Origin of the sequence: Aestuariirhabdus haliotis, from assembly GCF_023509475.1 — a bacterium.
Taxonomy (GTDB): Bacteria; Pseudomonadota; Gammaproteobacteria; order Pseudomonadales; family Aestuariirhabdaceae; genus Aestuariirhabdus; species Aestuariirhabdus haliotis.
Map to the genome: position 1 here is coordinate 69,986 of NZ_JAKSDZ010000005.1, position 26,908 is coordinate 96,893.

Sequence of the window (26,908 nt, forward strand, 5' to 3'; positions counted from 1 at the left end):
GCCATAAGAAGCCACCAAGCCTAACAAACAGAAGCTTTGCGCCAATTGATTTGCATCAAGGCGCGGCTAAGGCGATTCCCTACACTGCGAGATACCTTTAACCCTGTTATGGAAAGACCAATGATCCTCAGCCAGTTAGACAGATTACCGCGCCCTCCGGCGCCCATCGAGCTGGCACGCCAGCTACCTGTGCTTGCTGCCCGCAGCACGGCGCTGGTGCCCTTTGGTCTGCAAAAGACCTTGATCATCAAAGTATTGCAGGAAGTTTTCCGGGAAGCTCTGGACGATGGAGATTTTGATTTCTTAGCAGATCATTGCATGCGCATCAGTATTAGCGATGCGCAACTGAGCTGGTATCTCACGCTGGATCAGGGGCACTTGCAGCTAATTCCCCACGCCGAAGCCGATGCCAGCATCAGCGGTAATTTGTACGAATTCATATTATTAGCCAGCCGCAAGGAAGATCCGGATACCCTCTTCTTTCAACGCCGCCTGGTTATTGAAGGCGATACCGAAATCGGCCTTGAGATGAAAAACGTGATGGATAATATCGACCTCGACGCCCTGCCCCCTTACCTTCGTAAAGCCCTGGATGGTACCGCCGAGATCCTGCGTCGGCTGCAACGCTAATAAGCCTAGATAGCCAAGTGATCTAATAGAGAAAAAGTAGCGAACAAAAAACACTCAATACAGACATACAGCCTTTCAAACCCGGAACTACACTGATCTGAAACAGTGACTGAAAGGGGGCAGGCTCTCTTATGGAAGGTCGATCTGGCGAAACAGGGCGGACCTGGTTCCGAAGCGACAGATTCCTGTGCATGAACGGCGACTGGTTTTTTATGACCCGGGAAGGCTCACAGGAAGGCCCTTACGATTCTCAGTTGCAGGCTGAAAGGGATCTGTGCATTTATATTCGTCACAGGAACGATGACTTTATGCGCGAAGCAAACCAACCGGACAACAGCCAGCCGTAACGTCTGCTCACTGAGCGAACGATTAAGCATCGAGGCCAGCCTTATCCACCTGTCATATTCATAAAGCGAACGATATCAACCTCGCCCTCGGCACTGAAGTAATGCCGCTCGGGTTTGCGGGTCATCGCCTCATGCAGGGTTGCTTTTAAACGCTCAATATCCCCCGGATAGCGCCTCACCACTGCGCGTAAATCGACCGAGTGCTCATTCCCCAGACAGAGCAATAAACGCCCTTCAGACGTCACTCGAACCCGATTGCAATCGCCGCAGAAGTTGTGGCTATGGGGGGAGATAAAGCCGACCCGGCTCGGGTGATCCGCGAAGTGGTAATATCGGGAAGGGCCGCCGCTGTTTTCGGTGCTGGCTACCAACTCATGTTGCTGACAAACCAGGTCACGCACCTCTTCACTGGTGCAGAGCGTTTCACCCCGATGGTGCTCATCGATATTCCCGAGCGGCATCTCTTCGATAAAGGTGATATCCAGGCCACGCTCACGAGCGAAATTCACCAGTGGCACCACCTGATCATCATTACGCCCCTTCATGATGACTGCGTTAAGTTTAATATTGGGGAATCCGGCGTCCCGTGCCGCTTCGATACCAGCCAGTACATTAGACAGCTTGCCGGTACGAGTGAGCTGGGTGAACTGCTCAGAATCCAGCGTATCCAGACTGATATTAACGCTTTTCAAGCCCGCCTTTTGCAGCTCCGCCCCCAATTTGGGCAGCTGGGAACCGTTGGTTGTCATAGCCAGATTAGTGATACCTGGCAAGGCGCCTAAATCTCTGACCAGGTGCAGTACATTTTTGCGCACCAGCGGCTCACCACCGGTCAACCTGATTTTATTGACACCTAATTCACTGAAGGCTTTACCAATCAAGGCCATCTCTTCGAGGGTAAGTACTTGCTCACGGGGCAAGAAGGTCATCTCCTCGCTCATGCAATAGACACAACGAAAATCACAGCGGTCGGTCACTGACATGCGGACGTAAGTGACCTGGCGGCCAAATGGATCTATCAGACTGTTCGCACTCATTGTACTTCCCGGCGGTCAGGTTTACGGGGTATTGGCTTTGTTTTTGTCGCTATTAATAAGTCACGGCACCAGACTGTTAACGATAGCACGAGAACGCCCGATACGTCCCAAGCATATCGGATAACCGTAGCCCAGTCCTTTGATACCCATCAACTCTACGACGGTAAACGACAACCATTGTCAGGCATCTTGTTTCTATGTGACCATAGGCGGTTATGTAATTGCCCGGACCTTAATCAATGGATAGCCTTACGCCTTATTATCGCCTGCTGAAAAGCCATCATCTGTTTGCCGGCTTTGACGACAATGAGTTACAACAGCTGCTCACTACTTGCCACCTCAAAACCCTGGGTCGGGGCGATTGGCTCTTCCATCAGGGAGATCCAGCACCAGCCTTTTACTTTGTCATCGAAGGTGCCATCAAGCTGTTTCGTACCACTCGAGATGGCAACGAGAAGATCCTTGAGGTGAGCAATAGTCACGAAACGTTCGCCGAAGCCATCATGTTCGCGGGCCAATCCAACTATCCGGTTAATGCCCAGGCCCTAAAAAACTCCACTGTACTGGCGATTCCCTGCCCTCAGTATATTGAGTGCATCACACGTCATCCTCAGTACGCGTTGGCCCTGGCCGCCCGCCTGAGCCAACGCCTGCACTCACTGGTTAACGAAATTGAAACCCTGAGTCTGAAAAACGCCACCCACCGGGTGGTGCGCTTTTTGATAAATGGCATCACCGACAATCTTAACCGTGAACCCGTTATAGAGCTGGAGATCCCCAAACGCCTGGTGGCATCACGCTTGTCCATACAGCCGGAGACCTTTTCCCGTATTCTCCATCACCTGACCGATGAAAAGATCATTAGCAGCAACGGTAAGCTGATCACCATCCTCGACCTCGAACGCTTGCTGCATTACGAATAAGCGATCATTTCGGCAACTTGATCACTATCAAGGGCCACTCTATAGCAATGCCCTATAGTTTATTGAAATACCCGACTCAAGAGCTTGGTTATGACCCTGCACAGCATACAACCCTCCAGCCCACCTAAGGGTTTCGCCCTTTTTGAACTGGGCTTCAGACCCTTTTTCCTGCTGGCAGGCTGGCTGGGGGTATTGCTGGTCGGAATCTGGGGCGCCGTTTATGCCAACTGGTTAAGCCTCAACACCTATTACGGTCTGATCGGTTGGCACAGCCACGAAATGCTGTTCGGGTATACCAGTGCCGTCATTGCCGGTTTTCTGTTAACCGCTGTCCGTAACTGGACCGGTGTCGATACCATTCGAGGCCCGTTACTGGCTGCGCTGGCGTTGCTCTGGCTTGCCGGCCGAATCCTGCCTCTGATGCCTACGGTCCCTCACGAGCTGATCGCACTGGTTGATATCGCCTTTTTGCCATGCCTGACACTCGCCTTGATCCCTCCTCTGATGAAGGGCAAACGAAAAAACTGGATGTTTTTAGTCATCCTCGCTGTGATGTGTGCTGCCAACGTGATGGTCCACCTGCAACAGCTGGGACTGGGCAATAATGGCCATAACGGCGCCTATCTGGCCAGCCACCTGATTTTACTGCTGATCAGCATCATCGGTGGTCGGGTGATTCCTTTCTTTACCGAAGCCGGTGTACGGCCGATAGAGATCCAGTTACAGAAACGAGAATGGGTTGATCGTCTGGCAATTGGGCTGGTTATTGCCCTGGCTGCGGCTCAGTTGATAGTGCCTTACTCGCCCCTGACACCGCTATTGGCATTACTGGCGGCTATTGCTCACGGCGTTCGTTTGTATGGTTGGTATCACCCCCTGATCTGGCGCCACCCACTGCTCTGGATTCTACATTGCGCTTATCTCTGGCTGGTGATTGGCCTGTTAATGATTCCCTTGGCATCAATGGGCCTGGTCTCACCCTTTGTGGCATTACACGCTTTTACCACTGGCTGCATCGGCAGCATCACGCTGGGTATGATGGCTCGCGTATCCCTGGGCCACAGTGGTCGCCCGCTGGCGGTTCACGCGTCCATCACTACAGCCTTCGTTGCTATGCAGTTGTGCACGCTCGCCCGGGTTATCGGCCCGATACTGTTACCCGGCAACCCTCAGCTGATCAGCCTATCGGCGCTTTTATGGGTCATTGCTTTCGGGCTGTTTAGTGTTGTCTATACCCCGATACTGATTAAACCCCGACTGGACGGCCGACCCGGTTAACCTGCACCGCCATCGACCTTCTCGCTGGCGGTGCTAATAGCTTCCATTCGATCGCCCTGGAAAATCAGCGAGGCGGTCTTTCGCTCACCCGCTTACATCTTTCATCAAGGGTGATTGACACCTCCTGTTACGGATACTGGTAAGCGCCACAACGTCGCCTCCATTGTCCTCAACCTTGCGGAGGCGCAAACTTCGCAAACAGCTCTGCGCCGGTCATATCCTCTGTTGTGTTTGAAAAGCTGTAATAGGAAGGCTTCTCATCGATAAATACCTGCTGTTGAAACACCAATCCTTCATCATTTTCCAACAGGCCCACCGGAACCATATGTTGGTTATTCTCTTTCAGACGATAAAAAAGATGGCTACCGCATTGCCGGCAAAACCCTCGTTCAGCCCACTGTGAAGAGTCAAAGCGTGAGATATTTTCTTCCCCCTCAAACTGAATATTGGAGCCACAATCAACCTCCATAAAAGGTCCTCCTCCCCAGCGCCTGCACATATCACAATGACAGGCTCCCACCCGGTCATCCATGTCTGTCACTGAAAAGCGCACCGCTCCGCACAGGCAATGGCCTGTATTGTTTTTCCTCGGCATAGCCTTCTCCTTTTCACATTTTTCCACTTTGAAAAAATCATTTATGGGCTCTATGACTGACCACAGAACAAAACCTGTTCAGCCCACCCAGAATAAGCTATCAGTTTATCGGCAAACAGGAAACGCTCCAAAACGCACTAAATCCCGCCCTGCTCTCTTATGAATAAAGCTCATAATTAAAGAGCGAATTAAATCAATTAGAAATCAACAGGGTTGGCATTTCTTGTAAGATCAATCAATAACTTTCTAACAGATTGAAAAACAATGGTTATCTCACTTATCAACAAAAAAGTGGAATTGACGCATCAGCAGAACAACTCTCGACTCTCCCATAAAACCATAATCAACCATCAGTTTTTCGTGCATAAAAACAGTTTAAAGCTAGACTGAACTATCTACACTGAACAATCACAGCGATATCAAGCCAACGTTCTATTAGCTATTGGCATTATGATGGCAACACGCCCGATGGTTCGAAAATCAGTTCGCTAGCCGCACTGACAGTATTAGAGCTGCGACAATACTGGACAGTTATTGTAATTGTTATGATCTTAAGTCAAATACGTATACGGAACATACGTACGTATAAAAGGAGCTTGGAATGTCTTTTTCATTACAGAACGTAGGCTTCAAACAACGCCTCGTATTGACCATCACTCTTTTAGTGTCTTTCGCCTTACTGATAGCTAATTGGTTGTCTTATAACGAATTTAAAAAAACACAAATTGAGTCCATTGAGAGCAAATCACGACTCATTGTGGACAATGCATCCCATGAGGTAGAGCTTGCAATGCAGGCCTGGGTATCGGCATTGGAGTCCAGTCGCAATTACTTTTCTGGTGATCATGCAAACAGTGATTATGTTGATATCGCCAAGATGGTAACCCAGTCAGCCGGGTTTGCCAGCTTTACAGCCGGCTATAGCGATGGTCGGGCGTTTGGCGACTCGGGCGGCGATAACGGTGTGTTCGACGTTAATGATTACGACCCCAGAACCCGTGATTGGTACAAAGCCGCTTTAGCCAAAAGAACCACGATTTTGACCGATATCTATACCGACGACACTACCGGTGGACTGATGGTCAGTGTGGCGAGCCCCATCGGTGACCAGGGCGCCGTCGCCGGCGACATTTCCTTAGACATTCTTCACGATACTATCTCAAAGGTAAATTTCCCAGGTGCCGTACTGCTTATCCTGAGTGAAGAGTTCACCCAATTAGCCTCCACAGACCCGACGGATGAGATCGGTATTTATTTCGACTTGCCAGATCTCGAAAGAAAAATGACCGAACAAGGTGATGGTGCCTCTGATTATGAATGGGCCGGTGTTAAAAAACGTGCTTACTTCTCCGACATTCAGTTACCAGACAATAATCGATGGTTTCTCTATGTGGGTGTCGAAGAATCTGTTATTTATGCCGAAATCGAAGAGCAATTGACCCAAGCGGTGATCACTTCGCTGATCGTTATCATCATCGCGGTAGCCATTGTGTTAGCCGTGCTGAACAGGCTATACCAACCCATTGTGGCCCTGAAAAGCACGGTACTCGATCTGTCCGCCGGTACGGGTGACCTTACACGCCGACTCGATGTTAAAAGCAAGGACGATCTTGGGCAGATCTCATCGGGTATCAATACCTTTATTGGCAGCCTGCAATCAATGATGCAGGAAGTAGCCCAATCAACCCAGGACACTTCAACCCGAGTCAACCAACTCACGACCCAATCGGAACAAAACAGTGAAGTCTTGCAATCACACTTTAACGAAACCAACCAGGTGGTCACTGCCGTTCACGAAATGAGCGCCACCGCCGAAAACGTGGCTCGACATGCGTCCGAAGCTTCGACCCATACGCAAAATGCCAAGGATCAGGCCGAGGCGTCCAAGGTGGTGGTTTCGAACGCGGTACAAACCGTGTCATCACTGGTAAGCGAAGTCGAATCCATGTCCAACGATATCGCCAATATGAACAACAACATCCTTAATATTGCCAACTTACTGAAAGTGATTGGAGATATTGCTGATCAAACCAACCTGTTAGCACTAAACGCTGCGATTGAGGCGGCCCGGGCTGGCGAACAAGGCAGGGGATTCGCCGTGGTTGCCGATGAAGTACGGGCTCTCGCCGCTCGCACACAGGAGAGCACCTCGGAAATCGAAAACATGCTGACGACCCTGACCTCTGGCGCTAATCGCCTGGTCACCAATATGGACGCCATTAAAGAGAGTTGCAGTCACACCGCCGAAAGCACCGAGCGGGTCAATAAGGATCTCGACAGCATGGCGGAATCCGTCATTAACATTAATGATATTGCGATCGAAATCGCTACCGCCGCTGAAGAGCAAAGTGCAGTTTCTGAAGATATCAGCCGGAACATGTCCTCTATAACGGATATGGCCGAAGTACTCTCCGAAAACGGAGAGAAGGAGCTCGCAAACTGCAAGGCTCTGGGGGAGACCAATGCCCAGCTGGCAAGCATTGTAGGAAAATTTAAAATCTAACGATAAGGATACGCAGGCCCTGATTGGGTAATCTTAATGAGGGCCTGTGCGTTGTTTTTTTGCTTCCTGCGCTGTTGTCGATACCCGTCATCCCTTAGGGTTTAACAAAGTTTTTTCCAGGTTACATATCGTATTGCGTTTTCTATTCACGCCTCAGGATCACTGATACGTTCAACGTTCACCAAATTCCATGGCAGGCCCTTATTTCTAAACAGGCGCATATTCCTGTCAGGATAATCTGAAACATCATGGTCCATGACGCTGACCAACCAGGATACATTTCAGCCCCCCTTTACCAGTATTACGTAGTCCGTGAACCTCACCGCCTGCTGGATAACCGATAAAGTCACCGGTCTTTACTGACACTCGCTGCTCCCCCAAACGCGCTTCGGCTTCACCTTCGAGCAGGTACACACATTCCTCTTCGAAATAATGAACGTGAGGCTCCGTTGTATCATAGCCAGGCCCCGCCATATCACTTAATGATTTATTGATCCGCTGCGCATTCTCATTAAAAAAAATGGGTTTTATGAACGCCTTTACAGGCATCGATCTCTTCTTTAGTCACGATGGTGTTTTTCATGATGTCCCCTTTATAGTCTGAAAGCCTCGCGTGAAGAGTATGTATAAAGCCTCGTTCCCCCATCAACGCGAATAAAACAAGCCTGGTTTGTATCAATTCATCTGACAATAAACGCAACTTATTCTACATTGTCACAATTCAATCAATGACCCTATACTTCCTCTACCATAATTCTTGCCGACAACACGGCAATATCCTACGACAATGGGGAGACACTGCATGCTGCAGAACAATCAGATGAACCGTCAAATCGTTCTTGCCGAACGCCCTCAAGGAGCTCCAACATCACAAAATTTCAAAATGGAAAGCCTCCCTATCCCGAGCCCAAAAGAGGGAGAGTTGTTACTACGTACGGTCTTTTTATCGCTTGATCCCTATATGAGAGGGCGGATGAACGATGCCAAATCCTACGCCGATCCAGTAGCACTTGGCGAAGTAATGGTCGGCGGAACTGTTTGCCGCGTAGTTAACTCAAATTGCTCCGGATTCAATCAAGGCGATTGGGTATTAGCCTATGGCGGATGGCAGGATTACTCGATATCCGATGGCACAGGATTGGTAAAACTTGACCCGAGCATCATGCCCCCTTCCTACGCACTGGGTGTGATGGGCATGCCCGGACTAACCGCCTACATGGGGTTACTGGATATCGGTAACCCCCAGCCAGGAGAAACCGTGGTAGTGGCTGCCGCTACCGGTGCGGTCGGAAGTCTGGTAGGTCAGATCGCCAAGTTAAAAGGATGCAACGTCGTGGGCATCGCCGGTGGCAGTGAGAAATGCCAATACGCAGAAGACGAACTCGGATTTGACCGTTGTATCGATCACAAGACCGATGACCTGTTCGTGCAGCTAGCGAACGCCTGCCCCGAGGGTATCGATGTGTATTTTGAAAACGTCGGCGGCCAAGTATTTGATAGCGTATTACCACTTCTCAACAGTTGCGCTCGAATACCATTATGCGGTTTGATTTCTCAATACAACGCTACCGAACTTCCGCAGGGCCCTGATCGCATGCCATTGCTTATGGGTAGCTTGCTGGTTAAACGCATCAAGATGCAGGGTTTTATCGTGTTCGATGATTACGCCCACCGATATGAAGAGTTCAGTCAGGCAATGACATCCTGGCTCAAAGATGGGAAACTGAAGTATCGCGAAGATATCGCTCAGGGGCTGGAGAACGCTCCTGAAGCGTTTATGGGTTTATTGCAGGGTAATAATTTCGGCAAGCTGATCGTTCGAGTAGGTGAAGACGAGCTCAACTAAAAGCCCTCATATGTTTGCGACAGTTGTTCGCTCTGTATCTCGACTATTTGGCCACAATACAGGGCGAATCAATCACTCAACTCTTTTCTGCAAGCAAAAGACCATTTTGCACAAAAGCCAGCGTGTTAAGCCATAAAACTAGGGTAAAAAGCACTGGGGCTGGGTAATATGGCTAGCCTTCAAACCCTCGAACAGGACCATTATCGCCTTCCGTTTCCTGCTGGTCTCCTGCTGCATATTTCGCCACCCGTATTCCACTCGCCACCATGCCGTTGGCAATACTGATCATCATACTGACCAGAAACAGGCCGACAAAACTGAAGAACACATATTTCACAGATGAGGCTGCTTCCAGAACAAACTCCTGATTACCAACGCGGCCATTAAGCAGTGGTGCCGTGGACTCGAAAGAGGCCATAATCACGCGGGCCAGGTTAACCTCTTCCGGGTTTTGAAGAATCATAAAAGCCGTAGCACCCAAGCCCAACAAGAAAAGACTACCAGAGACCACCAGCAACACTCCGAGGTAATACAGATTGTTATTCCTGACTGCTTTTTTCATGACACCCATTCCCTGTTAAATCGATTGACCGACGTTGATACTGCATCAGTATTTATATGAGCTTTTTATCGAGCACGTAAACATAATCATCATACCATTTTCCACCAATGGTATAGGCATCAGGCTCGATCGCCAGCAGCTCGAAGTCACACTTTCGTAAAACAGATTCCGAACCCGCATTACCCTGGGTAACGGCTGCCCTGTACTGAGCAATATCATGCTCGTTAAAGGCCCAGTCCAACAGAGCGGCAAGTGACTCGGTCGCATAACCCTGACCATGAAATTGGGGCAATAGCAAATAGCCAACCTCGGCTATACCGCGATTCATGACCAAACCGGTAACCCCTATATCGTTACCGCTTGCCCGATCGGATATCACCCAGCATAGCCAGGACTCCGAACCGGGATGCCACGACTGCAATCGAGCGGCAAACTTGTTTTTTATTTCTTTCATCGGCGGCTCATCAAAACAGAGCGCTATAACCTTAGGGTCGGTATGCAAGCCCAAAAAAAGAGGCCAATCACGCTCGGTAATTGGCCTCATTGTCAGGCGCCGGGTTTCAACGGCCATATCAATATTGAATTCTGTTGGTTTTATGGTTGAGCCTCTTCATCCCGACCTTCATCATCGACATCAGAGTCAGCTTCAGCTGATTGAGTCTCGGCCCAGAGTGTTTCTTTTTTAGTGCGATAACCGGGCTTGGCCAGAATTTCCAAATAGAACGATGGCAGTTGTTGCTGCTCTGCCTTGTCGATGTACTTGTTAATTTCAGACACATGGATCTCTTCTGCATCAACTTCGACAGGGCCGTATTTGCAATCAAAATCCCAGTAATCAACCCCTTGGGGAAGTGCCTTGTTGCGTTCACGCTTGAGGTATTTTTTTGCCTCATGCTTGATCGAATCAACCAACCGGGGTGTTTTGATTTTTGGGTGAGTCAGTGCGAATGTCTTTTTCATAGTTACTTTCAATAGTTGCTCGGTCATGGTCGTCGGCGCAAAGCCTGTCGAGAGAAAATGGCTGACCGGTTACTTCCTCGATAGATGCGCTAGTTGGCGGGCGATTCTACGCGAGTTTGTTCCCCGTAGCGATGGCCATGAGCCGGCCTTTTCGCCAAACAAGGCCCACCCCCTTGAGACTGGTTGACTCGAAACCTGGCTGCAGGCGCCAGAGCCCTTGTTATCAAGGGCCAGGAAAGAGTTTTCCGACATGCCACCAGAAGCGTTCGCTGGCTAAACAAGCAGCGAACAGGTGGGGCTTATCAGGAAACTGTCTAAGCAGACTCTACCCCGGTACTACAGCGTTCCAGCAAACAACTCGGCCAGCTTATCGCCCGGCTCCTCGGCGCGCATAAATGCTTCGCCCACCAGAAAACCGTACACACGATGATCGATCATGGCCTGAACGTCGTCTCTGGTATGAATACCGCTTTCGGTAATCACAATACGATCATCACCAATTTGATCGAGCAACCGGTAACTGTTGTCGAGGCTGACATCAAAACTGTGCAGGTCTCGGTTATTGATGCCGATCAGGCGATTACCCAGAGGCAATGCCCGTTTGAGTTCGGCTTCATTATGCACTTCGATCAGCACATCGAGCCCCTGCTCGATGGCAACCTCATTCAGTCGCGCCATCAGTTTGTCATCCAGCGCGGCGGCAATCAGCAAAATACAATCGGCTCCCAGCGCTCGAGCCTCAACCACCTGGTAAGGATCAATCATAAAATCCTTACGAATAACAGGAAGCGAACAGGCAGCACGAGCTTGCTGCAAATAGGCATCGGCGCCCTGGAAAAAATCGATATCGGTCAACACCGACAAACAGGCGGCACCGCCTCGCTCATAACTGGCGGCAATTTCGGCGGGTTGAAAGTCAGCGCGGATCACGCCCTTACTGGGGGAGGCTTTTTTTATTTCGGCGATCACCGCCGCATTGCCTTGCTCTACCCGCCGCGCCAACGCGTTGACAAAACCTCTGGCAGGATCAGCCTGCAAGGCTTTTTCCTGCAACGCTTCCAGAGCGCAGCGGGCACGGCGTTCGGCTACTTCCTCGGCCTTACGATCCAGAATTTTGCGCAGAATGGTAGGCGTACTCATCGCCGGGGTTACTCCTCGTTGTCAGTTGCGTAGCGGCTGAAACTGGCCAGCTCGTCAATTTTTGCTCGTGCTAAACCGCTGGCGATAGCATCCTGCGCCATCGCCACCCCATCACTGAGGGTGCTGGACAGACCCGCAACGTAGATCGCGGCGCCGGCATTCAAGGCAATAATATCGGCAGCCTTACTAGCGTTAGTATCAGGCTCTTTGTCCAGCGCCTGACGAATCAGGGCCAGACTCTCTTGCGCCGTCGATACTTCCAGGCCGATCAGGCTTCGGCTCTCAATACCCAGAGCCTCTGGAGTTACAGAGTACTCGGTGATCTTACCGTCTTTAAGCTCGGCAATATGAGTCTCGGTTGCCAGACTGATTTCATCGAGACCATCCTCGGCGTGCACCACCAGAATGTGTTCGCTGCCGAGCTGCTTTAATACTTCGGCCATGGGGCGGCATAACTTCTTAGTGAACACCCCGATCAGCTGGCGCTTGACTCCGGCCGGGTTGGTCATAGGACCGAGAATATTGAATATCGTGCGAAGTCCCAGTTCACGGCGCGGGCCGATCGCGTGCTTCATGGCGCCATGGTGGGCGGGGGCGAACATAAATCCTACCCCGATCTGCTCTACGGCCCGAGCTACTTGATCGGGCGTCATACCCAGATTGATGTCTGCGGCTTCCAGCACATCAGCACTGCCGGAGCTGCTGGATACTGCCCTGTTACCGTGCTTGGCCACATGGCCGCCCGCCGCCGCGACCACAAAAGAGGCCGCGGTAGAGATATTGAAGAGATTGGCACCATCACCGCCGGTACCGACAATGTCCACCAACGGCTCGGCATTGACCAGGACCGGTGTCGCCAGTTCACGCATCACCTTGGCGGCGCCGGTAATCTCATCGATCGATTCCGATTTCATGCGCAGGGCAATCAGGAAAGCCGCGATCTGGGCATCGGTACATTGGCCTGTCATAACCTGGGTCATCACCGATTCCATCTCTTCCAGACTAAGGTCAAGATGCTCGGCAATATTACTGATCGCTTGTTTGATATCCATCTATCGGTCCTTTATCAATCCTTAGTTGTGACTCGAGGCCCACCAGGGAACCCCGTTACTCTATAGGGTGCCTAGATTGTCTGGCGCAGAAAATTGGCCAATAAATCATGACCCTGTTCTGTCAGTATGGATTCGGGGTGAAACTGCACGCCTTCGATCGCCAACTCGCGGTGGCGAACTCCCATAATCTCATCGACTGATCCATCCTCGAGTTCGGTCCAGGCGGTGATTTCCAGACAGTCGGGCAAGCTTTCCCGATCAATCACCAGCGAATGGTAGCGGGTAGCCGTCAGCGGGTTGCGCAGTCCCTCAAACACACCGGCATTGCGATGGTGAACCGGAGATACCTTGCCGTGCATCACCTGTCGAGCCCGGACAATACGGCCACCAAACACCTGACCGATACTCTGGTGCCCCAGGCAAATACCCAGTAACGGCACACGGCCAGCAAAGTGACGAATGACCTCCATCGAGATACCCGCTTCGTTCGGCGTACAGGGACCCGGCGAGACCACTATGCGCTCAGGGGCCAACGCCTCGATCTGATCCAGGGTGATTTCATCGTTACGGTGCACTTGCACCTCGGCGCCTAACTCCCCCAGATACTGCACCACATTGAAGGTGAAGGAGTCATAATTATCGATCATCAGTAACATAGTTGTGTGCTCCTTCGGCGATCAGTGTTCCAGTGAGTTCTGTACCATGGCCACGGCGCGGAAAATCGCACGCCCCTTGTTCATGGTTTCTTCCCACTCCAACCGTGGCACCGAATCGGCCACTACCCCGGCGCCCGCCTGAATATAGAGACGGTTGTCTTTGATCACTGCCGTGCGAATCGCTATGGCAGTATCCATATTGCCGTTCCAGGAGATATAGCCGACCGCGCCGCCGTACACACCGCGCTTGACCGGCTCCAGCTCGTCGATGATTTCCATCGCGCGAATCTTGGGGGCACCGCTCAGCGTACCGGCCGGCAAGGTAGCGCGCAGTACGTCAATGGGTCCTAGTCCCGGTTTCAGTTTGCCCTGCACATTGGAGACAATGTGCATCACATGGGAGTAACGCTCAATCACCATTTTATCGGTCAGCTCGACACTGCCAACTTCTGACACGCGGCCCGCATCATTGCGCCCCAGATCGATTAACATCAGGTGCTCGGCGATCTCTTTGGGGTCCGCCAGAAGGTCCTCTTCCAGTGCTCGGTCCTGCTCTTCGGTCAACCCGCGTTTACGGGTGCCGGCAATCGGCCGCACGGTGACCTGGCCATCTTCCAGATGGGCCAGAATTTCCGGTGAAGAACCAACAATATGAAAATCTCCCAGATTCAGGAAATACATATAGGGGGAAGGATTCAGGCAGCGAAGGGCTCGGTACAGATTCAGCGGCGGGGCCTCGAAGGGCACGCTCATACGCTGGGACACCACCACCTGCATGGCATCACCCGCCAAAATGTAATCCTTGATGCGGTCGACCGCACCCTCGAAGGCCTGCTGGCCAAACGCCGACTGGAAATCGTCTTCGGCCAACTGGGCGCCATCGCTAACCCGAAGATCAGCAACCGGAGCACTGCGTAATTTCTCTACCAGTTGGTCGAGGCGTTGATGGGCATGGTCATAGGCATTATCCATGACCGGGTCAACATGACAGATTAGAATGATCTTGCCACTGAGGTTATCGAATACCACCACCTCGTCGGAAACCATCAACAGAATGTCCGGATTACCTATATCATCTTGAGGTTCGCCTGGAGCGAGACGTGGTTCGATATAGCGTACCGAATCGTAGCCAAAATAGCCGACCAGACCACCATTGAAACGAGGGTGCTGAGCCGGTTCGGCGACCTTGTAACGTTGTTGAAACTGTTCGACAAAGTCCAGCGGATCTTCGCACTGATGACGCTCCAGCACCTTGCCATCGGTCTCGATGGTCACTTCGCTACCACAGGCTTTGAGTACCGTGTGACAAGGCAGGCCGATCATGGAATAACGCCCCCACTTCTCGCCGCCCTGTACCGATTCGAGCAGATAGGAGTATGGGCCGTCGGCCAATTTCAGGTAAGCACTGAGTGGGGTATCGAGGTCAGCAAGTACTTCGCGCATCACGGGGATACGGTTGTAGCCGGCATGTGCCAGCTGGGAAAACTGTTCGGGAGTCATCTCGGAATCCTTGTTATACCGGGATTAGGGGGCCTTAATCGTACGAACTAGCAGCTACTGGCATGCCATCGCCAGCTCAATCCCCGTATCCAGCGTCGGGTGACGCCAGCTTGTAATTTGGTATAACTCACTTCCTGCTCCACCGATTACTCTGGACAGCCCGCCAACACGGCATCCTAGGCTGATCGCTCTATGATGGCTACCCTATAGCAGCTTGGCCAGTGAATCAACCAGCAAGTCAGGACCGCTCGCGGCAATGGGTTCACCATGGTTGTAACCATAGCTGACACAGGCTATCGGCATTCCCGCTGCCCGGGCAGCCAGCAAATCATTCACTGAGTCTCCCACCATCAGGCACTGTTCCGGTGCTAGCCGCAACTGTTCAGCAACCGCCAGCAGCGGTGCCGGGTGCGGCTTTTTGTCTGGCAAACTATCGCCACCCAAGACTGGATCAAAGAATTCAGCAATACCCAGCGTCTCCAGCAGCGGCAGGGTAAAGGCGATCGGTTTATTGGTCACCAGTGCCTGGGCAACGCCCTGCTCCGCCAGAGTCTGCAAACATTCGAACACCCCCGGGTACAAACGGGCTCGCTCGCCATTGGTGGCCTGATAACTCTTCAGGAATCGGCCCATGGCATCATCGAATATGGCTTCAGCTGCATCACCGGCGGTGGCCTTTAAGGCTCTTTCGACCAGCTTGGCCGCGCCATTACCTACCCAATCTCGCACCTGCGTCTCAGTCGATAAGGGCAACCCTAATTGCTGCTGGAAGGCTTGCACGGCCCGATGCAGATCGGGCACGCTGTCCACCAGCGTGCCATCCAGATCGTAAATTACAGCGGCGGGTAAATGACCATCAAACAAAGAGCGCATAACTGTCTCTCTACTCCCAAAAGCCTATCAGGCCCTAATAGAATCTAGATGCCACCCATACAGAGGTATTTGATTTCAACAAAGTCATCGATGCCATAGCGGGAGCCCTCACGACCAATGCCCGACTCCTTAACGCCACCAAAAGGCGCCACTTCGCTGGATATGATGCCTTCGTTGGCACCCACAATGCCATATTCAAGGCCTTCGGAGACTCGCCATACGCGACCAATATCCCGAGAATAGAAGTAAGCCGCCAGGCCATAAGGGGTGTCATTGGCGACCGCAATGGCTTCCTCTTCGGTATCAAAGGGGATCAACGTGGCCACCGGGCCAAAAATCTCTTCGCTGGAAATATCCATCTGCTGGCTGACATCGGTTAACACCGTGGGCTGGTAATAGTTGCCACCCAGCGCATCGGGCTTACCGCCACAAACCACCTTGGCCCCTTGTTGCCGAGCGCCCTGTACCAGTTGATCAACCTTGTTAAGCGCCTGCGAGTTAATCAATGGTCCTGTAGTGACGCCCGCTTCAAAACCGTTCCCGGTTTGCAGCTGGGTAACGGCTTCGGTCAAACGGCGGGAAAATTGATCATAAATTCCACGCTGGACTAAAAAGCGATTGGCACAGACACAGGTCTGGCCAGCATTGCGGAATTTGGATGCCATGGCTCCGGCCACCGCAGCCTCCAGATCGGCATCGTCAAAGACAATAAAGGGCGCATTACCACCAAGTTCCAGGGCCACCTTTTTCACCGTCCCGGCGCATTGGCTCATCAACAACTTGCCAACCCGGGTAGAACCGGTAAACGAGAGCTTACGCACCCGTGGATGGGTCGACAATTCGGTGCCGACCGCAGGGGCATCATTACTGGTGACCACATTGAACACCCCTTTCGGAATACCGGCACGCTCGGCCAGCTCCGCCAATGCCAAGGCAGACAACGGTGTGTCCTCACCCGGCTTGACCACCGCCGTGCAGCCCGCCGCCAGCGCCGGGGCGACCTTGCGGGTAATCATCGCATTGGGGAAATTCCAGGGCGTAATCGCCGCGACAACCCCTATGGGCTGGCGAATAGTAAGTATGCGCTTGTCATTGCTGGGAGTGGGTATGGTCTCGCCATATACCCGCTTCGCTTCCTCGGCAAACCATTCCACGAAAGAGGCGCCATAGGCAACTTCGCCGCGGGACTCAAGCAGTGGTTTACCCTGCTCCGCGGTCATAATACGGGCCAGATCTTCCTGGTGCTGCATAATCAGCTCAAACCAGCGCTTGAGCAGACCGGCTCGATACTTGGCCGTCGTCTGCCGCCATTCGATACCCGCCTGATACGCCGCCTCTATCGCCTGCCGCGTCTCAAGCGCACCAAGATCGGCCACAGAGGCCAGGGTTTCGCCGTTCGCGGGATTGAGCACTGTAAACTCGGTGTTGTTGCCAGCAGACACCCATTCACCATTGATATAGGCTTGTGTCCTCAACAGGTCAGTATCGTTTAACGCAAGCATTCACCCCTCCCGACATTTAATTATTATTTACATTTTGTTCAATATATAAAACAAATAGGCGAGACTCCAAGCTTTTTGTAGCGAGAGCTTCAAAGATCAACACCCGGCGGCGCCCAGGTCCTAGCTTCAGTCAGAGGATGTTTTAACCGACGCCAGGGCATCACGCATCTTACCAATGGTTTGGGCGTAATCATCGGTGCCAAAAATGGCTGAGCCTGCGACAAAGGTGTCCGCACCCGCTTCGGCAATTTCACGAATATTGGCGGCCGAGACTCCGCCATCGACTTCCAGGCGAATATCAAGGCCGCTGGCATCGATCAGCTGCCGGGCCTGACGCAATTTGTTCAGGGTGTGAGGTATAAATTTCTGCCCGCCAAAACCTGGATTCACGGACATCAGCAAGACCATATCAAGCTTGTCCATCACATGTTCCAGGCAGTCGAGGCGAGTAGCCGGATTCAATACCAAACCCGCCTTACAACCTCCATCGCGAATCATTTGCAAGGAGCGGTCGATATGCTCGGACGCTTCGGGGTGGAAAGTGATATAGCTGGCACCGGCATCAATAAAACTGGCAATCATGCTATCGACCGGTTTGACCATCAGGTGCACATCGATGGGCGCACTGACGCCATGCTTGCGCAACGCTGCACAAACCATCGGGCCAATGGTCAAATTAGGCACATAATGATTATCCATGACATCGAAATGGACCACATCGGCACCGGCAGCGAGTACATTGTCCACCTCTTCCCCAAGTCGAGCAAAATCGGCGGATAGAATACTGGGAGCGATCAGAAAATCTTTCATCGGCTGAGGTCTCGTTGAGCTGATAAGGAAAAACGCCTATTGTACCTTAAATGCCAGTGCACTCTAGCTGCAAACACCTCTGCAACACCTTGCCAAACGGATTCTCCATGCCCTATATCAGGTCCTTGTTATGCGCTCTGATGGTTTTATTGCCGGTATCAGGACTAACCGCCGAAACTCCGGCGGATCCAGAACCAGCAAATGAAAGAGCGGAACCGCCAGGTACTGGGGTGCGCTTCAACTACGAACTCACCGAACGCTATGGGGGAACGGATCTGGTCGAGTTGCCTCTGGCCGATGAACAGGCAATCGGCCTTTACCTGCAACGCCGCAGCAGCAAAGATCTGGGCGCGGTCATTCTTGTCGCAGAATCCGGTCAACATGCCGATTGGCCGGTACTGATTGCACCACTGCGCAAGCAGCTACCCGAGCACGGCTGGCACAGTCTGAGTCTGGCCGCACCGATGCGCCCCGCACCGCCAGTGCCGCCACCCAGCGAAGGTTCCCAGGCAGAACAGGAAAGCGCCAGAGAAGAGCAATCCGTGAAATGGCTGGAGGCTCAACAACGGTTTAAACAACAACTTGGGGCCAGGGTGCTGGCCGCCAGCGAATACCTGACGAACCTCGGCATCCAGCCCCAGGTGCTATTGTTGACCGGCTCAACGGCAGAGCCTGTGCTAGGCTTTCTGGCCGAGCAGAAAGCCCCCTTTGCCGCACTGGTTCTTGTCCAGGTCAATAACGATGAGGATGACAAGCTCGTTAAGCTGCTGGAACAAACCCCTCAGCTCACGCTGGATCTCTATTACGGCCAGGCCTATCTGGATGATTCAGCGGAGCGTTACGCCGCGGCTCAACGCGCAGGCAACTCACAGTTTCACAGAATCAACTTGAGCGGACCTCAAAACAGTATTGATGCCAGCAACCAACAACTGATCAAGCGCGTTAGCAGCTGGTTACAGCGGTACCCCGGAGGAGGACGTTAAAGGCTGGCAAGATAGGCCCCGTCACCTTACCGATTTCCCTTACGGTGGCTTTTAAGGACTTCGTAGGCCGCCTGAATCTCCTGCGCTTTCTCTTTAGCCACTTCCATCATCTCTTTAGGCAGCCCCTTAGCCACCAGTTTATCGGGATGATGCTGGTTCATAAGCTTGCGATAGGCCCGTTTGAGCTCGCTATCGCTGACACTGCTTTGCACCCCCAATACTGCGTAGGCATTTCGTACCTCTTGCTCCTGGTTCGGTCGCTCGGCACCTGCTTGTCGCTGGGAACGGGAATGAAAGGCTCGCTGGGCCTGAAAACGCTGATGAATCAACTCGAAACCAAAGCGGGTCAACCCCAGGGCATCGCACGCGGCCATCAGGACGGTCAGTTCTGCATCACTCATCGCCCCATCGGCATAAGCGGCTTGCAATTGCAGCTCGATAAACATCTGGATCAGGCTACTGCCACCACCACTGGCCCTTAGCGCTGCCAGCTCGGCGGAGATATCGGCACCATCTCGCTTGCCTTCATTGAACAGGCGAATGGCCTCCTGACGCTGTTCATCGGTTAGTCGCATATGGTCCATCAGAGCTGTGGCAAGCTGAATCTCACTTTCTGACACCCGCCCATCAGCTTTGGCCAGCTTACCCATCACCTTGAAGGTGGCGTTAAAGAAAGCTGTTTGCGCCGAGACACTGCCAACCCGAGCAAAATCACCACCGGCTCGCCCGCCTCGCATCACACGCCACTGATTGCTTCTGTCAATCCAGTGTCCGATCAACCCCAGCAAAATAGCACCAAAAGGCCCTCCCCAGAAAAAACCCAACGCTGCACCAATGATGGTTCCAACCCACATGGTTACTTCTCCCCAACCCTTGTACCCATACGTAAATGCGCCTCCAATTGCTGCAAGCGTTCTATAGTGCCAACATCGCTCCAATGGCCCGAATAATACTCGCCGCTTACCTTACCCTGTCCCATAGCCTGACGCAGCAACGGTGCCAGCGCAAATTTACCCGGACTGGCGCCGGCAAACAGTTCAGGGTGAATAATGCTGACACCGCTAAAAGTAAGGCATTGATCTCCGCAGGGCTCTACAGTGGAACCCTGCAAGGCAAAATCGCCCTCGGGGTGATGTTCCGGGTTATCCACAAGCACCAGATGCGCAAGCTGGTCAATATCACCGCACAAACGACCGAGCGGAAAATCTGTCCAGACATCGCCATTGATTAACAGAAAGGGGTCCGATCCCAGCAACGGCAAGGCATTGAACACCCCGCCACCGGTTTCCAAAGGCTCATCCTCTGGAGAATAGGTAATCTGTAATCCCCATCGAGCACCCGAGCCCAAATGCGTTTCGAGCTGCTCCCCCAACCAGGCATGATTGATTACCACCCGGGTACAACCTTCGGCGGCCAAACGCTCAAGGTGATATTCAATAAGGGGTTTACCCAAGACTGGGATCAGGGGTTTAGGGGTAGCGAGGGTTAACGGACGCATACGCTTACCCAAACCCGCAGCGAGAATCATCGCTCTCATTATGATGGTTTTACCTGTGTTAACTAAGCCGTCCGACGTCTTCGCCGCAAAGCACAACACCTTAATTCAATGAGGCGCTCAAGCTCAATAGATAGGCGAGACTCTTTCATGGCAAGACAACAACATTACAGATCAATCCGATTGACTGCTGTTTCGGACTAGCCCATCACCCGAGGAATGCTTTATCATCACCCCTTGCCTGTCCGGCATCGGGACAGCAAGCGAAGAACCATAACCGTTCCCACACTTTTCCGACAGGACGCCCGGACAGTTCCCATTATGGCAGTATCTAACATCCCCTTTAAACTGCGCTTTCCTTTAATCGTTGGCGCCGGCTTATTGATTTCGACAGGCACCACCGCCGACGCCTCGGGCAGTGATGGCCGCTGGCGCTGTTTTCCTGACAGTTCAAAAAACTGGGTGTGTGAACCCCTGGGAGCTTCCCCCGGCCAAGCCGTGCCAAATACGCCGATTGGCGCTACAGCCTCACCGGCCACCTCATCAGCAGCCCAAACAGCCAGCGCTCAATCTCCTCAGTTACGGTTAAATCTTGATTGGGTGCCCGTCGCCCAGCTGAACGAAGAGCAACGCGAAGGCTTGCCCGCCAGCTGCGGTGGTCGATATATAGAGCCGGAACGTGTCGGTAAGGATTTTAAAGGCGACATTAACCAAGCCCCCATCCATGCAGAATCCGACACATCCGACTACAAGGCAGGTGAAAAAGCGACCTTCACAGGCAATGTGATCGTTCGTCAGGGCTATCGCGAAGTGCGCAGTGATAAGGCCCGCCTATTCGAACAAACCGAAATGGGTGAGTTCGAAGGCAATGTCATCATGCGTGAGCCCAACCTGCTCGTTGTCAGCGATAAAACCCGACTACAAACCCAAAGTGGTCGCATGGATGCCGAAGGCGTTAACTTCGCCATGCACGATGCGCACAGCCGCGGACAGGCACAGCAGTTTGTGCGCCGCGAAGATGGCATTATCGAAATGACCGATGCCAGCTACACTACCTGTGCACCCAACGATAACAGTTGGGTACTGACCGGTAGCGAAGTCAGCATCAGCGATGAGACCGGCTTCGGTAGCGCCACCCACGCGGTGCTGCGAGTCAAAGATGTTCCGGTGTTTTACACGCCTTATATCCACTTCCCGATCGATGATCGACGCCAGTCAGGCTTCCTCTACCCTGAACTGGGTTACAGCAGCGAAAGCGGCACCGACATCATCGCGCCCTATTACCTGAACCTGGCACCCAATTACGATGCCACCATCACCCCCCGCTTGCAGACCAAGCGAGGGGTATCGCTCGAGTCGGAATTCCGCTACCTCACCGAGAGTAGCGAGGGAGAGATCGGCGGATCCTTCCTGCCAAGTGATAACCTCAAAGACGAAAACCGTAATTACGATGAAAATCGCTGGCTGGTCAATCTGGAGCATGAGCACCAGATCACTTCCCGTTGGGACGCGACCCTGGATTTTGCCAACGCCAGCGATAAAGATTATTTACAGGACTTCGGCACATCGCTGGAAGTCGAATCAACCGACAATCTCAACCAACAGTTTGAAACCCGCTATCGTGGTGGTGATGATGACCTCTATTGGTCACTGCTCGCCAATGCCCAAGCGTTCAAGAACATGCGCCAGGACAAGGATGATCCTTACGAGAAACTGCCTCAGATAGAATTCCAGGGCGGCTGGAATGCTAACCAACAACTCAGCTTCAGTTGGCTGGCCGACGCCACCTACTTCACTCGTGACGACGACTGGAAATATATTGGTAAAGTGCCTGAAGCTAACAGGAACTCATTTGATCAGCGCTACGATGTCGAGCGTAGCATCTATGAAGAAGGTACCGATGAGATCACCAACGCCAACGGCACTCGAGTCTACCTCGAAACCGGCAGCAGCTATCGCTGGCAATGGCCTTTTGCGTACATAGAACCCACGGTCAAAGCCAAGACTCTGCACTATAAATTATCCAACCTGGATCGAGCAGCCTTCGATGATCCGAACACCAATCCTGGCGGGCGCAAATACGACACATCACCGTCCACCAGCACACCGATGTTCAGCCTCGACAGTGGACTCTATTTTGATCGTGCCAGCAGCTATTTCGGTAGCAGCTTTACCCACACTCTGGAGCCACGCCTGTTCTACCTGTACGTCCCTGAACAGGACGATCAGGAACAGAATCCGCTGTTCGATACCGGCGAATACAATTTCAGCTACGACTCCCTATGGCGTGAAGATCGCTTCAGCGGCCGTGACCGACTGGCGGATGCCAACCAGGTGTCGCTGGGCATCACCACCCGCTTACTGAACGATAGCGGCTTTGAAACCCTGCGCTTTGCGATTGGTCAAACCTACTACTTTGAAGATCGTGAAGTACTGGTCGATCCGTATTACGGGAAAGACCAGAGCGAAGACGGTGCCGACAGTAACCTCAGCCAGGGCCGCGAATGGACTCTGGATGAAGCCGAAGCGTCCAGCTCACCTATCGCGTCTGAACTCGTCTGGAACTTCAGCCGTGCCAGCAGTATTCGCCAGGAGTGGGTCTACAACACCGACCAGAGCTGGAACCAGGACTATCTCTTCGCTTACCGCTACAATCCCGACCCGGCACGCATGCTGGATGTTGCTTACCGCTACGAAAAACGCCCGGATAGAACCGTTAAGGACGATGACGGTAACGCCATTGCGGGACAGTTCGATGATGGCAGCATCTCCCAGTCGGATATCTCGGCTATTTGGCCCATTTACGGTAACTGGAGCTTTTTGGGGCGCTGGAACCATGACCTGACCAACAACGAAAGCCTTGAAGTGATGGCAGGAACCGAATACGACAGTTGCTGTTACAAAGTACGCTTCCTGTTCCGCCAGTCACTGAGCGGCAGCACTGACGACATTGAGAATGCCAACACCGAGAATGCCTTTGTATTACAATTCGTGCTCAAGGGACTGGGAGGCTTTGGAACCAACACCCGCTTCCTGGAAGGCATTAAAGGCTATGAAGAATACGACAAGAGTAGTGGTGTGAAATGAAATTGATGCGAACAATTGCCTTAGGCGCAACCCTGACCCTTTCGAGCTTAACCGCTCATGCCCAGATCGAACCGTTAGACCGCATCGCTGCGATCGTGAACGATGATGTGGTGATGTACTCTGAACTTGAGCAACGTATCTCGAGCGTTGAAAACCAGATTCGTAGCCGCAATGGTGTTATGCCACCACGGGAGATCCTGCAGAGTCAGGTGATGGAACGCCTGATTATGGAGAGCATTCAACTCCAGATCGGTGAACGTTCCGGTATTCGCATCGACGACCAAACCCTGAACAACACCATGCAGAGTATTGCCAAGCGCAATAATATGAATCTGGTTGAATTCAAGGCGGCCATTGAAGCGGATGGCGCCTCCTATGCTGAGGCTCGTGAGCAAGTGCGTCGGGACCTGACCATCAACCGCATTCGCCAGGCGCGGGTGAATGATCGCATTCGTATCTCCGACCAGGAAGTACGCAACTTTGAGCTTTCGGAAGAGGGTCAATATGAATTATCCGCGGATTATCGCTTGTCTCATATTCTGATCCCCTTACCCGATGCGGCCTCTCCCGAGCAGATTGCACAGGCCAAGCAGACCGCAGGCAAGCTTTATCAGGAGCTGCTGGCCGGGGCCGAGTTTGAAAAGATGGCAATTACCTATTCTCGGGGCCAGTCGGCCCTCGATGGTGGCGATCTCGGCTGGCGAAAAGCCGATCAGATGCCCAGCCTCTTCGCGTCCCAGATCACCTCATTGAACGTCGGTGAGATTGCTCGCCCTATCCGCAGCGCCAGTGGCTACCATATTGTACGCTTGGCCGATAAACGGGGTGATAACAAGATGATGCAGCGCCAGTACGATGTCCGCCACATTCTGATCAAACCTAACGAGATCCGCCGCGACGAGGACGCCAGAATACTCCTGGTTCAGCTTTATGATCGCATTGCCGATGGCGAATCCTTTGAAGAACTGGCTCGGGCTCACTCTGACGATACCGGTTCTGCACTCGAAGGCGGGCGTCTGGAATGGGTGAACCCCAACGACCTGGTGTCGGAATTCCAACAAGTCATGAAATCAATGCCCCACGGGGAAGTGAGCCAACCCTTCAAAACCCAGTATGGCTGGCACATTCTTGAAGTACTGGGCGAGCGTAACCAGGATATGAGCCTGGCTGTTAAGGAAAACCGTATTCGTAATATCCTGCACAACCGTAAATTCAACGAAGAGGTTGAGCTGTGGTTGCGGGAGATTCGCGACGACACCTACGTCGAGCTCAAAATCTAAACGGAAGCCTTGCCGATGCCTGCCCCTATTGTCATCACCAGTGGTGAGCCTGCGGGTATCGGCCCGGAACTCTGCGTACAACTGGCGCAACAGGCCCTGGATACCCCATTTACCGTTATCGGTGACCCTCAATTGCTACGGCAAAGAGCCGAGCAACTTCAACTTCCGTTAGCCCTTCACGAAATAGGCGAGAAGGACCTGACTTCCGGGCAGGGTCTGCCCCCCCATCAGCCTGGAGAGATAAACCTGATCTCCACCCCGCTCGCCTCCCAAAGCGTATCCGGCCAGCTGGACACCGCTAACGCACGCTATGTCCTCAACACCCTGGATATTGCAATACAAGGCTGCCTCAAGGGTCATTTCTCCGCCATGGTCACCGCCCCCGTGCATAAGGGCGTTATTAACGATGCCGGCATAGCATTTAGCGGGCACACCGAGTACCTCGCCGAACAAACCCAGACGCCCATGGTGGTAATGATGTTGGCAACCGAAGGGCTTCGAGTCGCATTGGTGACCACTCACCTGCCCCTTCGAGAGGTCGCTGACCAGATCACCCCGGATCGATTGCGCCGGGTGATCCGCATATTGCACCAGGATCTGATTCACAAGTTCGGCCTGGCCGAGCCTCGCATACTGGTGTGCGGACTTAACCCTCACGCAGGTGAAGGTGGCCATCTTGGGCGAGAAGAGATCGAAGTCATCGAACCCGTACTGGATCAATTGCGCGAAGAATCAATGCAGTTGATCGGTCCCTTACCAGCCGATTCACTGTTCACCGAACACCATCTGGATGACGCCGATGCAGCCCTGGCGATGTTCCACGACCAGGGACTTCCCGTACTCAAACACAAAGGGTTCGGGAAAGCGGTGAATATTACTCTCGGTTTACCTATAATCCGCACGTCTGTGGATCATGGTACCGCCCTGGATCTTGCCGGAACCGGCAAGGCCGACCTGGGTAGCCTGTTAACCGCCTTTCGTTACGCCCAACAGATGAGTGCCGCACAAAGCCGCCCATCCGACTGAGAGATTGCATGTCGCAAAAATCGCCGTTTGAGCATCGCGCTCGCAAACGTTTCGGCCAGAATTTCCTCCACGACGCTGGAGTAATCAACCGAATCATACGCGCCATTGCGCCCAAATCCAGCGACCACCTGGTTGAAATCGGCCCAGGTCAAGGCGCCTTAACCCGTGACCTGGTCGACTCCGGTGCTCGCCTTGACGTGGTAGAGTTGGATCAGGATCTGGTACCCCTATTGCTGGCCAATTTCTCACTGAAAGACAACTTTCACCTTCACCAGGGTGATGCGCTGCGCTTTGACTTCAGCCAACTGCAACAACAGGGTGAGAAACTGCGAGTAATCGGTAACCTGCCCTACAACATTTCCACGCCTCTGATGTTTCACCTGTTGAGCTATCAGGATCTCATCGAGGATATGCACTTTATGCTGCAAAAAGAGGTGGTAGATCGCCTCGCAGCAGGCCCTGGTGATAAGCATTATGGCCGCTTAGGTATCATGGTTCAGTATTATTGTCAGGTGGACTCGCTGTTCCCCGTGGGTTCCGGAGCCTTCAATCCGGCCCCCAAGGTGGAATCAGCCATTGTTCGCTTGCGCCCTTACAAGGAAAGACCCCATATGGCACAGGATGTAAAACAGCTGGAAACGGTCGTGAGAACTGCCTTTACCCAGCGCCGAAAAACTCTTAGAAATGCCCTCAAAAGCCTGATCACTGCAGACAGTATTGAGTCTCTGGGTATCGATGCTGCGTCCCGACCGGAGCGTATAACCCTGGCAGAATTCGTGGCCATCAGTGATCACATCAGCAATAACCCCACGGAGCCCTGAGA

The 26,908-nt window shown here is 52.7% G+C and carries 26 protein-coding genes; 11 read left to right on the forward strand and 15 right to left on the reverse strand.

Annotation, left to right across the window (positions count from 1 at the left end; all coding sequences use genetic code 11):
- Positions 1-120: 120 nt before the first annotated feature.
- On the forward strand, positions 121-630 hold the full coding sequence (ubiT, locus tag MIB40_RS06060; RefSeq protein ID WP_249691985.1) for a ubiquinone anaerobic biosynthesis accessory factor UbiT: 510 nt from the start codon (positions 121-123) through the stop codon (positions 628-630).
- A gap of 131 nt (positions 631-761) precedes the next feature.
- Positions 762-977, forward strand: coding sequence for a DUF6316 family protein (locus tag MIB40_RS06065; RefSeq protein WP_249691987.1), 216 nt, complete (start codon positions 762-764; stop codon positions 975-977).
- Between the two features lie 41 nt (positions 978-1,018).
- Here MIB40_RS06065 and moaA read toward each other — a convergent pair whose 3' ends face one another.
- The gene (gene moaA, locus MIB40_RS06070; RefSeq protein WP_249691989.1) at positions 1,019-2,014 is read right to left on the reverse strand and encodes a GTP 3',8-cyclase MoaA; all 996 of its coding nucleotides are present in this window, start codon (positions 2,012-2,014) and stop codon (positions 1,019-1,021) included.
- A gap of 239 nt (positions 2,015-2,253) precedes the next feature.
- Here moaA and MIB40_RS06075 point away from each other — a divergent pair, with 239 nt between their 5' ends.
- Positions 2,254-2,937 (forward strand): Crp/Fnr family transcriptional regulator, encoded by a 684-nt coding sequence (locus MIB40_RS06075; RefSeq protein ID WP_249691991.1) that lies wholly within the window; start codon positions 2,254-2,256, stop codon positions 2,935-2,937.
- A gap of 90 nt (positions 2,938-3,027) precedes the next feature.
- The gene (locus MIB40_RS06080; protein WP_249691994.1) at positions 3,028-4,215 is read left to right on the forward strand and encodes an NnrS family protein; all 1,188 of its coding nucleotides are present in this window, start codon (positions 3,028-3,030) and stop codon (positions 4,213-4,215) included.
- A 169-nt stretch (positions 4,216-4,384) separates the two neighbouring features.
- On the opposite strand, the gene MIB40_RS06085 is transcribed toward MIB40_RS06080, so the two are convergent.
- Complete coding sequence (locus MIB40_RS06085; protein WP_249691995.1) at positions 4,385-4,810, reverse strand: GFA family protein; 426 nt, start codon at positions 4,808-4,810, stop codon at positions 4,385-4,387.
- Between the two features lie 601 nt (positions 4,811-5,411).
- On the opposite strand from MIB40_RS06085, the gene MIB40_RS06090 reads away from it, so the two are divergent.
- The gene (locus tag MIB40_RS06090) at positions 5,412-7,313 is read left to right on the forward strand and encodes a methyl-accepting chemotaxis protein (protein WP_249691997.1); all 1,902 of its coding nucleotides are present in this window, start codon (positions 5,412-5,414) and stop codon (positions 7,311-7,313) included.
- Positions 7,314-7,559: 246 nt separating this feature from the next.
- Here the strand turns inward: MIB40_RS06090 and MIB40_RS06095 are convergent, their stop codons facing one another.
- Positions 7,560-7,862, reverse strand: a complete 303-nt coding sequence (locus tag MIB40_RS06095; RefSeq protein ID WP_249691999.1) for a cupin domain-containing protein — start codon at positions 7,860-7,862, stop codon at positions 7,560-7,562.
- Between the two features lie 253 nt (positions 7,863-8,115).
- On the opposite strand from MIB40_RS06095, the gene MIB40_RS06100 reads away from it, so the two are divergent.
- Positions 8,116-9,159: an NADP-dependent oxidoreductase gene (locus MIB40_RS06100; RefSeq protein WP_249692000.1), complete on the forward strand. Its 1,044-nt coding sequence runs from the start codon at positions 8,116-8,118 to the stop codon at positions 9,157-9,159.
- A 172-nt stretch (positions 9,160-9,331) separates the two neighbouring features.
- Here MIB40_RS06100 and MIB40_RS06105 read toward each other — a convergent pair whose 3' ends face one another.
- The 10 genes from MIB40_RS06105 to rpe form a co-directional block, all read right to left on the reverse strand.
- Complete coding sequence (locus MIB40_RS06105; RefSeq protein ID WP_249692003.1) at positions 9,332-9,721, reverse strand: hypothetical protein; 390 nt, start codon at positions 9,719-9,721, stop codon at positions 9,332-9,334.
- A 52-nt stretch (positions 9,722-9,773) separates the two neighbouring features.
- Positions 9,774-10,265: a GNAT family N-acetyltransferase gene (locus tag MIB40_RS06110; RefSeq protein ID WP_249692005.1), complete on the reverse strand. Its 492-nt coding sequence runs from the start codon at positions 10,263-10,265 to the stop codon at positions 9,774-9,776.
- A gap of 50 nt (positions 10,266-10,315) precedes the next feature.
- The gene (locus tag MIB40_RS06115) at positions 10,316-10,681 is read right to left on the reverse strand and encodes a DUF6172 family protein (protein ID WP_249692007.1); all 366 of its coding nucleotides are present in this window, start codon (positions 10,679-10,681) and stop codon (positions 10,316-10,318) included.
- A gap of 336 nt (positions 10,682-11,017) precedes the next feature.
- The gene (trpC, locus tag MIB40_RS06120; RefSeq protein ID WP_249692008.1) at positions 11,018-11,821 is read right to left on the reverse strand and encodes an indole-3-glycerol phosphate synthase TrpC; all 804 of its coding nucleotides are present in this window, start codon (positions 11,819-11,821) and stop codon (positions 11,018-11,020) included.
- A gap of 8 nt (positions 11,822-11,829) precedes the next feature.
- Complete coding sequence (gene trpD / locus MIB40_RS06125; protein ID WP_249692010.1) at positions 11,830-12,873, reverse strand: anthranilate phosphoribosyltransferase; 1,044 nt, start codon at positions 12,871-12,873, stop codon at positions 11,830-11,832.
- 71 nt (positions 12,874-12,944) lie between these two features.
- Positions 12,945-13,529, reverse strand: a complete 585-nt coding sequence (locus tag MIB40_RS06130) for an anthranilate synthase component II (protein ID WP_249692012.1) — start codon at positions 13,527-13,529, stop codon at positions 12,945-12,947.
- Positions 13,530-13,550: 21 nt separating this feature from the next.
- Complete coding sequence (trpE, locus tag MIB40_RS06135) at positions 13,551-15,029, reverse strand: anthranilate synthase component I (protein WP_249692013.1); 1,479 nt, start codon at positions 15,027-15,029, stop codon at positions 13,551-13,553.
- 204 nt (positions 15,030-15,233) lie between these two features.
- Positions 15,234-15,902, reverse strand: coding sequence for a phosphoglycolate phosphatase (locus tag MIB40_RS06140; protein ID WP_249692015.1), 669 nt, complete (start codon positions 15,900-15,902; stop codon positions 15,234-15,236).
- A 44-nt stretch (positions 15,903-15,946) separates the two neighbouring features.
- Positions 15,947-17,404 carry an NAD-dependent succinate-semialdehyde dehydrogenase gene (locus tag MIB40_RS06145; protein WP_249692017.1) on the reverse strand — a complete coding sequence of 486 codons (1,458 nt, stop codon included), beginning with the start codon at positions 17,402-17,404 and terminating at the stop codon, positions 15,947-15,949.
- A 126-nt stretch (positions 17,405-17,530) separates the two neighbouring features.
- On the reverse strand, positions 17,531-18,214 hold the full coding sequence (rpe, locus tag MIB40_RS06150) for a ribulose-phosphate 3-epimerase (RefSeq protein WP_249692019.1): 684 nt from the start codon (positions 18,212-18,214) through the stop codon (positions 17,531-17,533).
- Between the two features lie 107 nt (positions 18,215-18,321).
- On the opposite strand from rpe, the gene MIB40_RS06155 reads away from it, so the two are divergent.
- Positions 18,322-19,197, forward strand: a complete 876-nt coding sequence (locus MIB40_RS06155; RefSeq protein ID WP_249692021.1) for a DUF3530 family protein — start codon at positions 18,322-18,324, stop codon at positions 19,195-19,197.
- A gap of 26 nt (positions 19,198-19,223) precedes the next feature.
- Here MIB40_RS06155 and djlA read toward each other — a convergent pair whose 3' ends face one another.
- Both djlA and murU read right to left on the reverse strand, forming a co-directional pair.
- On the reverse strand, positions 19,224-20,051 hold the full coding sequence (gene djlA / locus MIB40_RS06160; RefSeq protein ID WP_249692023.1) for a co-chaperone DjlA: 828 nt from the start codon (positions 20,049-20,051) through the stop codon (positions 19,224-19,226).
- A gap of 2 nt (positions 20,052-20,053) precedes the next feature.
- Positions 20,054-20,734: an N-acetylmuramate alpha-1-phosphate uridylyltransferase MurU gene (gene murU / locus MIB40_RS06165; protein ID WP_249692025.1), complete on the reverse strand. Its 681-nt coding sequence runs from the start codon at positions 20,732-20,734 to the stop codon at positions 20,054-20,056.
- Between the two features lie 279 nt (positions 20,735-21,013).
- On the opposite strand from murU, the gene MIB40_RS06170 reads away from it, so the two are divergent.
- The 4 genes from MIB40_RS06170 to rsmA are packed head-to-tail and all read left to right on the forward strand — an operon-like array spanning position 21,014 to position 26,906.
- Complete coding sequence (locus MIB40_RS06170) at positions 21,014-23,779, forward strand: LPS-assembly protein LptD (RefSeq protein WP_249692027.1); 2,766 nt, start codon at positions 21,014-21,016, stop codon at positions 23,777-23,779.
- A gap of 5 nt (positions 23,780-23,784) precedes the next feature.
- Positions 23,785-25,059 (forward strand): peptidylprolyl isomerase, encoded by a 1,275-nt coding sequence (locus MIB40_RS06175; protein ID WP_249692029.1) that lies wholly within the window; start codon positions 23,785-23,787, stop codon positions 25,057-25,059.
- A gap of 15 nt (positions 25,060-25,074) precedes the next feature.
- Positions 25,075-26,085, forward strand: coding sequence for a 4-hydroxythreonine-4-phosphate dehydrogenase PdxA (pdxA, locus tag MIB40_RS06180; protein WP_249692031.1), 1,011 nt, complete (start codon positions 25,075-25,077; stop codon positions 26,083-26,085).
- Positions 26,086-26,093: 8 nt separating this feature from the next.
- Complete coding sequence (gene rsmA, locus MIB40_RS06185) at positions 26,094-26,906, forward strand: 16S rRNA (adenine(1518)-N(6)/adenine(1519)-N(6))-dimethyltransferase RsmA (protein WP_249692034.1); 813 nt, start codon at positions 26,094-26,096, stop codon at positions 26,904-26,906.
- The last annotated feature ends 2 nt before the right edge of the window (positions 26,907-26,908 follow it).